Origin of the sequence: Noviherbaspirillum aerium, assembly GCF_008929045.1 — a bacterium.
Taxonomy (GTDB): Bacteria; Pseudomonadota; Gammaproteobacteria; order Burkholderiales; family Burkholderiaceae_D; genus Noviherbaspirillum; species Noviherbaspirillum aerium.
Map to the genome: position 1 here is coordinate 33,393 of NZ_VFAH01000025.1, position 14,220 is coordinate 47,612.

The following is a 14,220-nucleotide window of genomic DNA, read 5'->3' on the forward strand; positions in this document are numbered from 1 at the left end:
CACTCGGCGATGGTCTTGCCTTTCAAGGAATCTTCAATGGTGTAATAGCGCACGCTAAATGCATCTTCATCCAGTTTGGACACCGCAAGTTTTCGAGATCGAGGGTTTGCACCTTGAATACCAGGGAGTCGGGCACCCCCAGCGGGTACGACGAAGGGAAAAAGTGTAGAGTGCGCGACTCAGGACGTACAACGCAACAGTATGACAACCAATACTAGGCCTCCAAGGCCAAGATTGATCGAGACCCATGTGCGAATCTGCGCCAAGGCCACACCACTAGCGCCCAACCCGGCCGCTGCAACAGTCTGACCAAGCTTCTTGTAAAGCGCAAAGCGGATGTACATAAAGATCGCCACCATCACGACGCCCAGCAACGTCATGACGGCCCAAGCCAGTGGCATTTCGAAGCTAGCCCCCGACTGCACCACCTGCTTAGCCACACGGCCCAGCATCCCCAGTCGGTCGTCTTTCGGCTCCTCACTGTCATCGTCCAAGGCGTGGAGCGCAGCGTTTGATTACGGACAGTTCGTGCATGCCGCGTATTTTACAGAGTGGCTCGTTGCCTAATCGGCGCTATTCGGTGATGAATCTAGCGGTCCAGTTCAGAAAAGATTTGCGTCCTCACGGTGAGATGCTGGGGATTAACGGAGTGCATGACCCTGACGCTTTCACCATTATTCATGTGCAAAGCTTCGATCCTGATACGCCGATACTGGGTCACTCCTCGGACAATGCTAGGGAGCAACTGAATAGTGTCCGGCCCGGCGGCATACATACTGCTACATCACCCGGTCGTCCCGCTTCCACTTAATATTGCTCAGGCGGCTATTCTACCGTCAAGCCTAGCGGCGAAGACAGTTCGGCCTATTCTACAGAAGCTACAGGAGGGCTGGATCTTGACCTTGGGGTAGTCGCTGATAGATCAATGCGCCTTACCGGGTTCAAGAGAGTGACTTCCAGAATCTGTTGGAACAACCTGGATGTTTTGGTTGAAGCCAAAGATAAGCGCGCCCTTAGCCATTTCGTAAGCTTGCTCTTCTGAAACCGACTGTTTCTTACTCGCAAAGGCCTCCGCGACTAGAAGTTTAGCTGCAAAGCCTAGTGCAATCGTGACATCACCATGATTTAAGCCTGTAGCAAGACCTTCATCCCGAAGTTTCAAGGCTAGTTCCTTGATCTTTTCGACGTTAGCCTGTGTTTGATCCATGGTCTGCTCCCAATTCAGATTGGAGCGTTTTTAGAGCAAAACCAATTGATGTAGTTCACTTGTTTTGGCACCTCCACGCAGTGGAGCATTACTATCTTGCTTCTGGCAAATCCGTTAATACCATCGTTCAACATACAGGTTTACGTATTTAATTTATTACTGCCATACAGGGCCAATTTCGGCGTGTAAAAGAGGCATGCACCCATGCCAAATAGGTATCAACCGGGCACAGGCGGGCCAGAGCTGGAGCCTTGAACGTCGTTTCCTTAATCTGACGGTCTGTTTTAGTAATCGGGAAATAACAGGCCGAGGTGACATTGAACGAGGGCGGCGAGGCGCTGGCGCAGCTTATTGACCGACAGCGTTTCGGTATGGTCGACCAGTAACGGGCAATGCTTTCTGCTGTGTCGGGCAGAAAGCCGCCCCATTTGACCTCGAAGTGTCGAATTGCCCCCTGATAGGCCTTGTGCCTGTTATCGCGGGTAGCGGCTTTACGTACTGATCGAGCTCAGACATGCTGTAGCTGGAGGGCCGGGAATTACGGTTCAAAAAAGCTGACTATGCCCGTTGACGGTTTCAGTACAGGTTAATGAGCGCCTTATCCTAGCTACGCGGTCCGTAGTAGCACCCCTGAGACCTATTGAGCGCCTTATCCAATGTGTCGCTATAGAATAGCGCAGGCCTTTCCACCATTCCCCCGTGTGATGGCCTATGGCGCTCCAAACGCTTACCCGTCCTTATAGAGAAGTGCTTCACTATTCTGTACACCGTTCGACGATGCTGCCGATGGAATGTCTTGATTGGCATTGGCATCTGGATCAGTCCAATCAGCTACGCAAGAACACTTACCAGTCGGATTTGACGAACGGCGTACCCATCGTTATAGTGGCGGCCTTCGCACGCGAAGTAACTGGCATATAGGGGAGTCGCCAAGCTGGTCAAGGCACCGGATTTTGATTCCGGCATTCGAAGGTTCGAATCCTTCCTCCTCTGCCAACCATAATGTATGACTTCTAGTGCGGGCAGGAAGGCGCGAACTCACACATCCACAGGCAGCAGGGCTTAGACTTACTGCCTATCAGTTTCGCCACGTGTGCAACGATATGTTTCCATATATGCCGAGCGCGTGGCACACAAGTGTAGAAAGCTAACACCATCTGCCAGCTTAACAACGGCAGCTTTGTGACTGCTTCCTGCCGTTGGTTGCAATCGAAGCAAGGGCAGGGTGCGGCCCAGAGTGTGTAATACATCTGGGCACTGGTGCTACGGGAGGGATCGATGAAACGCTTTATAGAGGCCAACACCGAACGCAAGCTACGCTTCTACCGGAATGCCTGGACGACTATATCGGCGAAGAGAACCCCGTCCGCGTAATCGATGCCTTTGTTGAAGGACTGGATCTGACGGCACTTGGATATGAAGGCGCTTTGCCGGCCAAGACAGGCAGACCATCGTATCATCCTGCAGTCCTTCTTAAGATCTATAACTATGGTTACCTGAATCGGATTCAGTCAAGCCGTCGCCTGGAGGCCGAGGCGCAACGCAATGTTGAACTGATGTGGCTGACCGGTCGACTTACTCCGGACTTCGAGACCATTGCCAACTTCCGTAAGGACAATGGTAAGGGAATCAGCAATGTCTGCCGCTAGTTCGTCGTTCTGTGTCGTGAACTAGGACTTCTTACGGAAGCCATTGCCGCCCAGCGCGTAATGCGCATTCGCATCGTTGTCGGCAAATGCGAAGAACAGGTACACGTCGGTCCGCTCGGACAGGTTATGGTTGTAGCCGAGCGAGATCAGCGTCACGTCGCTGTCGGCGAACAGGTTATTGCGGGTATGCGCGACGGCGCCCATTAGCCGACCGGCGCCGACAGTGTAATGCTGCCCAGCGAAACGCTTTCCGCATCCAGCCGCGCATTGCGGTTGATGGCACCCATCACTCACGGTTTTTCAACTTGAAGGCGGATAGAAGTAAGGCCATTGACCCTCTATGGTGTCTTACCAAAGTGCGCGATCAGTTAAGTAACCTACGTGACGCCGGAACAGCGCCACAGTGGTGTGTCGGAAGCGTTGCTGGCACATCGCCGTGTTGTCTATGCGGCGGCGCGTACGAAACATCCATTGCGCTGGAAGCGCCAACCCAGACCATGGCAGGCGCCGGGTGAGGTCTGGCTTAACGCGCCTGCATCGAAAGATCTAAAGTTCGCAGCTTGATTTATGCGACAACTACCTTGACGCGCACCGTCGGCATGCGGGCATCGATGTCACGCAAGGGAAACTGTTATGACAGTGCGCCGATGGAGAGCTTCTGGGGCAGCCTGAAAAACGAGATGACGCATCACCAGCGCTATCCGACACGGGCACATGCCGAGGCAGCGATCCACGAGTACATCGAGATCTTCTATAACCGCCAGCGGCGCCATTCACGCCTGGGCAATGTAGCACCGGCAGTGTTTGCAGATGCCTTCAAGCACAAGCAAGCTGCCTGAAACACGAGGTCCATTATTGACAGGGCACCTCAGTTCGTACTTTTGGAGTAGCTTTGACGGAAATCCTTCACGCTTCTAAACACGCTGCCAACCACGACTGAAGCGTGATTGGCAGGCACTGCACTATAAGTCCGCTAATTTAGCGGTTCACTTCGGGTAAATCGGCGCAATTTTCCCGATTACATAATCAGAAATAATGCGATTGGTCCTGTCCGTATAGTGCACAGTATCAGCGTAAAGGTGAGTATTGTTTGCGTTCGGCGTCACGAGTGTCGACTGAGTGCAAATAAGAGAATAGCTGCTTACACGGGTACTCGCAGCACACGCAGGAGTCGTCAAGTTGATAATGCCGTACTTGGACGGATTTGTGCGTATATCTGCAAAGAGACTGTAAATATCTACAAGAACCACGCCGCTTACGCCTTGCAGATTTGCTGCCAAGCGTCCATTGAAGGTCGACGACAATGCTGAAGCAAAACCTTGCGCCGCTGCGCTAGCTGCAAACGCAGGTGCCTTTCCCCAGTCGTCAATGTTCAAGACAACTACTTTCTCCGCCCCGTTTGCCTTCAATCGTTTGATTTCGGTTGCCAGATCATCCGCTGCTTGTTGCAACTGGGCAACTGCAGCATCAGGAGGTAGGGGTGCAAACGCAATAGGTCTGAAGACGTCGTTGGCACCTACCCAGACCATGACAAGATCGGATGCTTTGAAGCTTCCTTTTTGGGACAAATGAGTAGAGATCTGATCCTTTACCGGCAAGGAACTATTGCCCGAATTGGGGCCATTCGTCGCATCAGTATTGAAAGAACCTGGCTGTTGAGAAACACGCGAACCACCCTCAGCATAGCCGGTTCCGCCTAAGGTAAAAGGCCCAAAGCCGTATCCCGCGTTTCGGTTTGCGCTGATCGTAAGGCCATAGTAATCGGCCACATTTTCTATCCACAGAGGGCCAGGATTGACCGTGAACTTACCGCCAGTAGGGGACCCGGCCGCTTCAGCAACTTTTTTATACGTGCCCAAGTCCGATAAACTATCGCCAAACATGACAACGCGCTCCACATTCGGCCGGTCTGAACCACCACAGGAAGCCAAGGCGGTTATAACAACCGGCAGTAAAAGCAAGGAACGGATTCTATCTTTGCGCTTAGCGAATTGAGGTAAGAATGATTGTTTTAGATATTTAAGCACGTCTTCTCCTTGTAGAATTTGGTTGTTCAAGTATGTTAATCGCCGACTAAAAAGCTATATTTCTTTGGCGGCCAATCGGATCGGTGAATTCGATCGCAAATGGAAAAGCGCCGAGGACTTTCTGGATTAGCGGCTTATCGGATTTGTCCGGCGCATCTATCCGCACGACGACACCACGTTTTGAGCATTTTTTAATTGCAAGCCGTGCGCAGCAAATATTTGCGTCTTTCAGCGCCAGAGTAAGCGCATCAAGAATTTCCAATTCTTTCAACGCAGGTTTAAAGCTTTTTCCTGCAGCGGTCAGGGGTATCTGATCAACGATGTGAAGCGCCTTTGGCCAAGCAGCACGTTCGGTGATATGAGTCTTTGCAAATGCAAGCAGTTCGGCCTCGCTTACTTTCAGCCCCGGGCGCAGTTGAACATATGCGACAGGTAACTCTTCGCATGGATGTCAGGCGCCCGATCGCTGCCGCAAGTTGAACGGGTGGATGAATGTGAAGCGGTTCTTCGATAGTATGCGCCCCTGTATTTAGAGGTCGAGTTGCTCAGCATAGAAAAATAATACCGTGAAGATGCTCGCCTGGCTTGCGCGACCGGGCGTCTTCACAGCCCCCGTGAGCAAATTTCGATTGTTAACATTTCTTCGCTGTGCAGTAGGGCCAGTACAACACTGCGACATCCAGTGCAACAGCTTTACGGCAGCAAAAAACTGGTGTCCGGAGCTGTTGGCCAGCGCCGCATGGCCGCAGGCTTTCGAACCAGAGCACTCCATGGGTTACCGAACAGGTATGCGATAGATTGCATTGTTGCGGTCAGCAGTAAAATAAATGTTGCCGCCTGCATCTACTGCAACTCCTGTTGGAATATTTGTTGGCGGCATGCCAGGTCCCGGTTCGAAGCCAATCGGCAGGTTTTCGGCAATCGTCCGTTTTGAGCCATCCACCGGATTGATTTCGGTAAGCTTACCAAGCGCTGCCTCGGCGACAATAAACCGGCCGTTTGCCGTTTCAGCAAGCCCTTCCGGCAAAGTCAGCCCATCGGCGACCGTTTTCTTGCTCCAGTCTTTCGTGCTGATGCGCGTCAGCTTGCCCGCCGCTTCGGTGACATACACGTCTCCGTTCCTGCCGGTGATCATCTGCACCGGCCCGATCAGCCCGTCAACGACGGTGGCGCGATCGGAATAGTTGGTGCCGCTCAGACGGATGATGCTCCCCAGTGCAAGATCCGAAACAAGAATTGTCCCGTCATGCATTTCAACGGCGTCACTTGGAGCAGAAAAGCCATGCAGCATCGCCTTGGTCGCCATGCCGGAACGATCGAGGATTTGCAGGCTGCCGGTCGAATAACTTGTCAACAGCAGGCTTTTCTGACTTGCACCGACACCGAGGGGATATTCCAGATCACCTTCTTGCATCCGCCTGATGTCAGTGACTTTGCCGGTCTGCGTATCGACGGTGCGGAAGGCAAAGGTATCGGCAACATAGAGCGTTTTGCCGTCGTCCGAAATCTTCAGCCCGGCTGGTGCAGCAAGGTCGCCCCTCGTAATGTAGCGCGATGTGCCAGTAGCAGGGTCCACTTGTTCGATGGAGTTGTCCGCCATGTTGGAGACATAGATACGGTCCTGCTTATCGATCGCCAGATTGTCGAGAGATGTCTTCAGCCTGGCAACCACGGCCTTGTTGCCGTTGCTGATATCCACACGAACGAGTTCGCCCGCCTTCGTGTCCACCACATACAGATTGCCTTTTGAATCGAAATTGGCGGCCGCCGGAACTTGGAAGCCAGAAGCGATCACTACCAACTCGCCCGTATCCGGATTGATCTTGGCTACCTGGCCCTTGAACCAGAGGGGGCCGTAGAGCCATCCATCCTGGCCGACTTCGAAGCCATTGAATCCGCCCATGTCTTTTCGAATCAAGCGCGGCGCCTGCTGCCCGCTGATGTCGATTTCATACAAGGCGTCCCCCAGAAATACCTGGCTGGCATAAAGCTTCCCAGTCTTCCGGTTGAAGTCGAGCGAGTTGATGCCTGGAAGATCCTTGGCCAGGACCCTGATCGGCGCGCTGTCCGACTCGCGGTAACGCAGTACGCCCTGCAGGTAGGAGGTCCATGCCAGCTCCCCTTTCGGGCCAACGGCGATGTCGTCTGCCTGCCCCTCGTAGGGAGGAATGAAAACGGAGGTCTTGCCGGTAGTCCGGTCGACAGTGTACATGGCGTTTCCTATGACACTCCCTGCCAGCAGCCGATCGCTGGCATCAATGGCAAGACCGTGGACACCCTTGAAGCTGGAAGGCGCAACCACGATCTCGGGCGCAGCGTAGACTCTGCTGGCCGCGGCATTGGTATCAGCGCTGGCATATTCCGCCGTTGAACTTCCACATCCGGCAACCAGTGCCGCCGCCCCTGCCAATACTGACAACCTTAATCGAACGCGCATAATGTCTCCTTGTATTTGAAATGAATTTACGCCGGGCTCATAGCCTGTTGTGGCTTAACGATGTCAGCCTAAAAAGTGTAGGCCAAACGCTTATCCACTTAGAATTGAAATGGTGTTATAGGCACTCATCAATCAGATTTATAGCCTGGGTCGTATGCAGATATGCATCCGATCTCAAGGTGTCGAATGGCGTGCAATTGCTATTTAAGCGGGCGCCGCTACGCGCATGCAAACGCTGCGTACCTGTAGCGCTACAGTGCGAAGACGGGCAGCAGCATCTTTTATTGCTGGACGTGAGCCGAAAATAGTCGGCGTTTACTTGGTGCCAATCCTTGAAAAGGACAGCGTTGGCGGGGCGTGCAAGACGGGTTCAGCGTTCAGGTGGCGAGTTTTCCGGCTTGCCCGGAATGAGGTCTGCGAGGGTCGTTCGCAACCAAGCGTGACCTGAGTCGTTCTCTTTCATTTCATGCCAGTACATCTCGAGTCGGATTGGCTTGAGCCGAATCGGCAGGGGGCGCACGACTATCGGTAGCACGCGAGTCAAGTCGCGCGCATAGAGACTCGGCATAGTGAGCAGGAGATTGCTGCTTGCGACCACGTTACAGGCGGCGTAGAGGTGTTGACAGACGATGCTGACTTCCCGGAAATGTCCTGCCTCATTTAAAAGCGTGTCGAGTGATTCCCTGGCCCCTTGCTGCGCGACCACGACGTGGCGTGCCCGCAGATAATCGTTCTTCTGCAAGTTCCCGCTGACCAAAGGATGATTCTTCGCCATAACAACCACCATCGTTTCATCGCCCAGGTAAGTGCTCTTAACACGCTTTTCAACGTGAATCCGCCGCTCAACGACCAAATCAACTCTTCCGGCGCTCAGCTCCTTTTCAATTTCCTCACGCACCACCCTTCGACTGATGATCGTCATCCTCGGAGCTGCTGTCTGAATTATCTTGGTAAGCGCCGGCAATACCGTTGCCTCCAGCACATCCCGGAAGCCGAGCGTGAACGTCAGTTCTGCCTCGCGCAAATTAAACTCCTGTTCATGCATCACCGTGGCATTCAACCCTTGAAGACAAAGTTGAACTTGCGGAAGAACCAAGCGGGTCTTCTCCGTCGGGATCATCTTGTTGCCCTGCCTGACGAACAACGGGTCGTCGAAGACCTCCCGCAGGCGATTAAGCGAATGTGTGATTGCAGGCTGCGTCAAATGCAGTGCACGCGCAGCGCCCGAAATACCGCCATTCGTGTAAATCGCATCGAGAACCCTGAAGAGATTCAGGTCAAGCCTTTTTATGTTCCACTGATTTACGCTCATTCATTCCCCCGCAAGCATTTCATGCCGCAATCCGGATAGAGCTATCCGGCGACTAGACCGCTGCCCAGCGACATATCAATTTATTTTATATCCCGCCATGCACTAAACTAAATTCCATTGATGGAGATCATCGGCTAGACTGCGTCAAAATGTCAATGGGGAGCAGCATGGATTTTGAACCGAGTGCAAAGGCAGCAGATTACTTGAGCCGCGTGAAGCAATTTATGCGGGATGAGATAGTTCCTATCGAACCTGCCTTTTGGGCTGAAGTCCGCAAGACCAATCATGGCGGTGACTGGAGAGTTTGGACATGGCCGGCCACGCTGGAGGAGCTGAAACAGAAGGCGAAGGCCGCTGGCCTGTGGAACATGTTTCTGCCCGATGATGAACTCGGCGCAGGCCTATCGGTTCTGGACTACGCACTGATCGCCGAGGAGTCGGGCCGTAGCCTCATCGCACCAACCGTATTCAACTGTAACGCTCCAGACAGCGGCAACATGGAAGTGCTTTGGAAGTACGGGTCTGACGAGCAAAAGGAGCAATGGCTTAAGCCGCTCCTCGACGGAAAAGTCCGCTCCGCGTTCTGCATGACCGAGCCCGACGTCGCATCATCGGACGCGACCAATATGAGCGCTACCGCGGTCATTGAGAATGGCGAGATTGTCCTGAACGGCAAAAAATGGTGGTCCAGCGGCATCGGCGATCCGCATACCAGGATCCTGATTGTAATGGCGCATACGCCTGATTCGGAAAAAAGCAGGTATCACCAGCATTCGATGGTGCTGGTGCCGCTCGACGCACCTGGCGTGGAAGTCATCCGCATGCTGCCGGTGTTTGGAGCCTATGACGAGCCGCACGGGCATGGCGAAGTTCACTTTAGGAACGTGCGCTTGCCGTTGTCGGCCTTTATTGCCGGCCCGGGACGCGGTTTTGAAATTGCGCAGGGCCGCTTGGGTCCGGGCCGCATCCATCACGCGATGCGCTGCATCGGTGCAGCCGAGGCCTCGTATGAGTTGATGGTGCATCGCGGCATGTCGCGCGTAGCCTTCAGCAAGCCGCTCATGAAGCTAGGCGGCAACGCCGAACGGCTGGCCGAAGCACGCATGGAAATTGACCAGGCGCGTCTGCTGACGCTCTATGCGGCATGGAGGATCGATAAGGTCGGCGGCCTGGGCGCGATGAAGGAAATTTCCGAAATTAAAGTCGTGGCGCCAAATGTGCTGCAGCGGGTGGTCGATATGGCGATCCAGATTCATGGCGGCGCTGGAGTATCGGATGACACGTTCCTGAGCGCTTTCTTTATCCAGGGCCGGAGCATCCGCATCGCCGACGGTCCGGACGAGGTGCACCAGAGCCTGATCGCCAAGCTTGAACTCGCGCGCTTCGGCTATGCCAAGTCCAAGCAGAAGTCATAAGCAGGCTGAACAGGATATGAATCCGATAAGCATGATCGATCAGGCTACGAATGTGCGTCCAGGTGAGCAGCTGGATGGTCAGGCAGTTAGCGATTGGCTGCGCACGAATGGCGTTGAGCTGGTCGGCGAGCCCGAGATCACTCAGTTCTCCGGCGGTGCATCCAACTGGACGTATCGCCTCAAATATGCATATCGTGACCTCATCCTGCGCCGCCCGCCTAACGGAACAAAGGCCAAATCAGCCCACGATATGGTGCGCGAATACCGCATCCAGCACGCGCTCAAGTCGGTCTATCCGACGGTGCCGACCATGGTCGCGGCGTGCAAGGATCACGCAGTGCTGGGCTGTGATTTTTACGTGATGGAGCGGCTCGAAGGCATCATCCCGCGCGCCAATTTGCCGCGCGACGTGAAGCTCGACGCTACGCAAGTACGCAAGCTGTGCACCAACGTGCTCGACGAGCTGATCGCCCTGCACAAGGCCGATTACCAATCCAAGCCCGATCTGGTGGCGCTCTACAAAGGGCCGGGTTTTTGCCAGCGCCAGGTCGAGGGCTGGGATCAGCGCTACGAGAAAGTGATTACCTGGAACGTGCCGTCGTTTCGCAAGGTGCGCCGCTGGCTCAAGGCCAACTGCCCGGCCGATTCCACCGCCTGCCTGATCCACAACGACTGGCGCTTCGACAACGTGGTGCTCGATCCGCACGACCCGACCAAGGTCATCGGCGTGCTCGACTGGGAGCTGTCCACGGTGGACGATCCGTTGATCGACCTGGGCAGCATGCTGGCCTACTGGATTCAGCCCGACGACAACTTCGTCATGCGCTCCATGCGTCGTCAGCCCACGCACCTGCCGGGCATGATGACGCGCGAGGAAGTGGTGCACTACTACCTCGACAAGACTGGCCTCTCGGGTGCGCACTGGACGTTCTATGAAGTCTTCGGCGTGTTTCGGCTAGCGGGCATCGCGCAGCAGATTTACTACCGCTACCACCACGGGCAAACCGACAACTCGGCGTTCAAGAACTTCTGGATCGTCGCGCATGCGCTGCACCGACGCTGCCTGCAACTGATGCGCAAGGCACGCTGATGGCCAGCCTGCTGCTCATCCGTCATGGCCAAGCCTCGTTCGGCGCGGAGGTCTATGACGAACTCTCGCCACGCGGCATCGCGCAATCGGTGCATCTGGGCGAAGTCTTGCGCGAGCGCGGCGAACGCATTGTTTCGCTGCGCACGGGGCCGATGCGACGGCATTGGCAGACGGCGCAGGGGCTGAGTGAAGGTTTGTGTAGCGACTTGTCGATCAGCGAAATGCCGGCGCTCCCCGAGTTCGATCACCACGAATCAATTTCGATGCCAAGGGGCGCGCCAACCTGCTGGCTTTCAACGAACACGGCCACTTCATCGGACAGGATGCCGCCGTGTCGCAACTGCTGACCTGGCGCTAGGAGAGCCCAATGTCAACGAACAAAACCAAGACCATCGTCATCACTGGCGCCAGCTCCGGCCTTGGCGCGGGCATGGCACGCATGTTTGCCGCGCGCGGCTACCAACTCGGCCTGTGCGCACGTCGCATCGATCGCCTGGAAAGCCTGCGCGACGAACTCATCCAAGCCCACGGCGTGCGCGTCGAACTGCTGGCGCTGGACGTCAATGATCACGCGCAGGTATTCGAGGTGTTCAAGGAATTTCACCAGCGCTTCGGGCATATCAGTCGCCTCGTGATCAACGCCGGCCTCGGCGATGGCCGTCGCTTGGGCACCGGCCATTTCGAGCTGAACAAGAAGACCGCCGAAACCAACTACATCGCAGCGCTGGCGCAGGTCGAAGCCGCAATGGAAATTTTTCGCGCGCAAAAATCCGGCCATCTGGTGCTGATCTCGTCGATGAGCGCGATGCGCGGCCTGCCCAGGCACCTGACCAACTACGCCGCCACCAAGGCCGCGCTGGCGCATTTGGGCGAAGGCCTGCGCGCGGAGCTGCGCGGCAGCCCGATCAAGGTCAGCACGATTTTCCCGGGCTATATCCGCACCGAGATGAACAAGGGCGCCAAGAAGCTGCCCTTCGAGGTGGACGAGAAAACCGGCAGCTGCGCGCTGGCCAATGCCATCGAGCGCGAACCGGACACCGCCTGCGTGCCCGGCTTCCCGTGGACGCTGGTGGGCTTCCTGATGCGCAATCTGCCACTGGGCCTGGTCGTAAAGCTCAACGGTTAGCCGCCCACACCAAAACAAATCAGGGAGGATTAACCATGTATCTGTTCAGCCGCCTGCATGCCGCGATGAATCGCATCGTTGTGCCTGTGTTCAACATGCCGACACCGCTGTCGTTCACGTCCCGACGCGTCGCTGACGTTGTGCCGTTTCATTGCCCGCACGGGTGCCAAGCGCGGGATGCTGGTCACGGACGAGCCGCCAACCTCGCCAACCAGTAAAGCGTCTGAAAGACCACCAAAAGGAAATCCATGAACACCATCACTGCCAACGAACTTCCTTTGCAGCGCGCTTATTACTGGGAAAAGACGCGTGCCGACGATGCCTTCCTGACCCAACCCATGGGCCATGGCGACGTGCGTAAGTGGACGTGGTCGGAGGCCATGGAAGAAGCGCGCCGCATCGCCGCCTGGCTCAAGGCACAGAACTTCGAGTCCGGTGCGCGCATCGGTCTGATGAGCAAAAACACCGCGTGGTGGATCATGTCGGATCTGGCAATCTGGATGGCCGGCTATGTCACGGTGCCGATCTATCCGAATCTCGTTGGTGAATCGGTGGCGCAAATCCTCAATCACAGCGAGGCACGACTGTGCATCGTCGGCAGGCTCGACGACTGGCCGGCAATGCGTTCCGGAATCGCCGAAAGCATGCCAACGCTGCTCACGCCGGGTTCGAGCGCGAGCGACCTGGTCGGTAGCGCCAACTGCGCCAACTGGGCTGGCGTCATTGCCACCACCGAGCCGATGCGCGACAGCCCGACCCGGCCCGCCGACGCCATGGCCACCATCGTCTACACCTCGGGCACCACCGGCATGCCCAAGGGTGCGGTGCATAGCTTTGCGTCCTTCGCCCACTCGGGCAAGGCGCTCACCGACTTCATCGAACTTTCGCCCGACGACCGCGCGTTTTCCTACCTGCCGCTGGCGCATGTGGCCGAACGGGCGATCGTCGAATGCACCGCGCTGTATGCGGGCTTGCAGGTGTTTTTCAACGACTCGCAGGCCAGTTTCATGCACGACCTGCAATGCGCCCGGCTGACGATTTTCTTTTCCGTGCCGCGACTGTGGAGCAAGTTCCAGCAAGGCATTTTTGCCGAGACGCAGCCACAAAAGCTTGACGCCATGCTGGCCGACCCGACGCACGGCGAGACCGTCCGCCGCCAGGTCTTGCAGCAGTTGGGCCTCGATTCCGTGCGCTTTGCTGGCAGCGGCTCGGCGCCGCTCGCGCCGGACATCCTGTCCTGGTATCGCAAGCTGGGGCTCGAACTGCTCGATGGCTACGGCATGACCGAAAACTTTGGCATTACGAATGTCGCCCAGCCGGGCAAGGTGCGCCCGGGCTACATCGGCCGGGCGCTGCCGCATTGCGAAATGCGAATTTCCAACGACGGCGAAGTGCTTACGCGCGGCCCGGCGCATATGCAAGGCTATTTCAAGGATGCCGAGCGCACCCGCGAAGCGCACACCGAGGACGGCTGGCTGCGCACCGGCGACATGGGCGAGATCGACGAGGAAGGCCGCTTGCGCATCGTCGGTCGCGCCAAGGAACAGTTCAAGACCAGCAAGGGTAAATACGTTGCTCCCTCGCCAATAGAGAACCGTCTCGCCGCCTTCCCGCGCATCGAAGCCTGCATGGTGACCGGTGCGTCGTTAGCCCAGCCGTTTGCCTTGGCGATGCTGCCGATGGGGCAATGGGAGGCCCTGCGCGATGCAGACGAGCGCGCTGAATTTACCAAGGCGCTGGCGGCCCATCTGGCGCAGGTCAATGAGCAGCTCGACCCGCACGAGCGGCTCGATTTCGTCGCCGTGGTGCCCGAGCAATGGACGGTTGAAGATGGCTTCCTCACGGCCACGCTCAAGCTCAAGCGCAATGCGCTGGAAAACCATTACGCCGAGAGCTTCGCGCGCTGGCTGGCCGCCGCCACGCCCGTCGTCTGGCACGACCAGTGAAGAAGCGAGGA

13 protein-coding genes, 1 tRNA gene and 3 pseudogenes are annotated in these 14,220 nt (G+C 56.2%); 9 read left to right on the forward strand and 8 right to left on the reverse strand.

Annotated features, from left to right (window positions below; all coding sequences use genetic code 11):
• Positions 1–179 precede the first annotated feature (179 nt).
• Positions 180–494 carry a CopD family protein gene (locus FH061_RS24590; RefSeq protein WP_225984855.1) on the reverse strand — a complete coding sequence of 105 codons (315 nt, stop codon included), beginning with the start codon at positions 492–494 and terminating at the stop codon, positions 180–182.
• Positions 495–922: 428 nt separating this feature from the next.
• Positions 923–1,207, reverse strand: a complete 285-nt coding sequence (locus FH061_RS24595; protein WP_151638473.1) for a hypothetical protein — start codon at positions 1,205–1,207, stop codon at positions 923–925.
• A gap of 919 nt (positions 1,208–2,126) precedes the next feature.
• Here FH061_RS24595 and FH061_RS24600 point away from each other — a divergent pair.
• Both FH061_RS24600 and FH061_RS24605 read left to right on the forward strand, forming a co-directional pair.
• Positions 2,127–2,203 (forward strand) — tRNA-Gln (locus FH061_RS24600).
• 282 nt (positions 2,204–2,485) lie between these two features.
• A pseudogene (locus FH061_RS24605) lies at positions 2,486–2,853 on the forward strand (transposase); the annotation flags it as partial.
• A gap of 24 nt (positions 2,854–2,877) precedes the next feature.
• On the opposite strand, the gene FH061_RS24610 reads toward FH061_RS24605, so the two are convergent.
• Positions 2,878–3,060, reverse strand: coding sequence for a porin (locus FH061_RS24610; RefSeq protein ID WP_151638474.1), 183 nt, complete (start codon positions 3,058–3,060; stop codon positions 2,878–2,880).
• Between the two features lie 392 nt (positions 3,061–3,452).
• On the opposite strand from FH061_RS24610, the pseudogene FH061_RS24615 reads away from it, so the two are divergent.
• Positions 3,453–3,695 (forward strand): annotated as a pseudogene (locus FH061_RS24615) (IS3 family transposase); the annotation flags it as partial.
• A gap of 147 nt (positions 3,696–3,842) precedes the next feature.
• Here FH061_RS24615 and FH061_RS24620 read toward each other — a convergent pair.
• The 5 genes and pseudogenes from FH061_RS24620 to FH061_RS24635 form a co-directional block, all read right to left on the reverse strand.
• Positions 3,843–4,913: an SGNH/GDSL hydrolase family protein gene (locus FH061_RS24620; protein ID WP_151638475.1), complete on the reverse strand. Its 1,071-nt coding sequence runs from the start codon at positions 4,911–4,913 to the stop codon at positions 3,843–3,845.
• A gap of 16 nt (positions 4,914–4,929) precedes the next feature.
• A complete protein-coding gene (locus FH061_RS31215; protein ID WP_225984857.1) occupies positions 4,930–5,145 on the reverse strand; it encodes a hypothetical protein in 216 nt (71 codons plus the stop codon).
• Between the two features lie 84 nt (positions 5,146–5,229).
• Positions 5,230–5,298, reverse strand: a pseudogene (locus tag FH061_RS31665) (hypothetical protein); the annotation flags it as partial.
• A 360-nt stretch (positions 5,299–5,658) separates the two neighbouring features.
• Positions 5,659–7,320 (reverse strand): SMP-30/gluconolactonase/LRE family protein, encoded by a 1,662-nt coding sequence (locus FH061_RS24630; protein ID WP_151638476.1) that lies wholly within the window; start codon positions 7,318–7,320, stop codon positions 5,659–5,661.
• Between the two features lie 370 nt (positions 7,321–7,690).
• On the reverse strand, positions 7,691–8,632 hold the full coding sequence (locus FH061_RS24635; RefSeq protein ID WP_151638477.1) for a LysR family transcriptional regulator: 942 nt from the start codon (positions 8,630–8,632) through the stop codon (positions 7,691–7,693).
• 167 nt (positions 8,633–8,799) lie between these two features.
• On the opposite strand from FH061_RS24635, the gene FH061_RS24640 reads away from it, so the two are divergent.
• From FH061_RS24640 to FH061_RS24665, 6 genes are read left to right on the forward strand one after another with little or no spacing between them, the layout of a single operon-like run.
• A complete protein-coding gene (locus FH061_RS24640) occupies positions 8,800–10,047 on the forward strand; it encodes an acyl-CoA dehydrogenase family protein (protein ID WP_151638478.1) in 1,248 nt (415 codons plus the stop codon).
• Between the two features lie 31 nt (positions 10,048–10,078).
• Positions 10,079–11,137 carry a phosphotransferase family protein gene (locus tag FH061_RS24645; RefSeq protein ID WP_225984858.1) on the forward strand — a complete coding sequence of 353 codons (1,059 nt, stop codon included), beginning with the start codon at positions 10,079–10,081 and terminating at the stop codon, positions 11,135–11,137.
• Positions 11,137–11,484 (forward strand): histidine phosphatase family protein, encoded by a 348-nt coding sequence (locus tag FH061_RS24650; RefSeq protein ID WP_151638480.1) that lies wholly within the window; start codon positions 11,137–11,139, stop codon positions 11,482–11,484. The genes FH061_RS24645 and FH061_RS24650 overlap by 1 nt, the downstream gene beginning before the upstream one ends.
• 20 nt (positions 11,485–11,504) lie before the next feature.
• Positions 11,505–12,263 carry an SDR family oxidoreductase gene (locus FH061_RS24655; RefSeq protein WP_151638481.1) on the forward strand — a complete coding sequence of 253 codons (759 nt, stop codon included), beginning with the start codon at positions 11,505–11,507 and terminating at the stop codon, positions 12,261–12,263.
• Between the two features lie 35 nt (positions 12,264–12,298).
• Entirely contained in the window at positions 12,299–12,481 is a 183-nt protein-coding gene (locus FH061_RS24660) for a hypothetical protein (protein WP_151638482.1), read from the forward strand.
• A 30-nt stretch (positions 12,482–12,511) separates the two neighbouring features.
• Positions 12,512–14,209: an AMP-binding protein gene (locus FH061_RS24665; protein ID WP_151638483.1), complete on the forward strand. Its 1,698-nt coding sequence runs from the start codon at positions 12,512–12,514 to the stop codon at positions 14,207–14,209.
• Positions 14,210–14,220 lie beyond the last annotated feature (11 nt).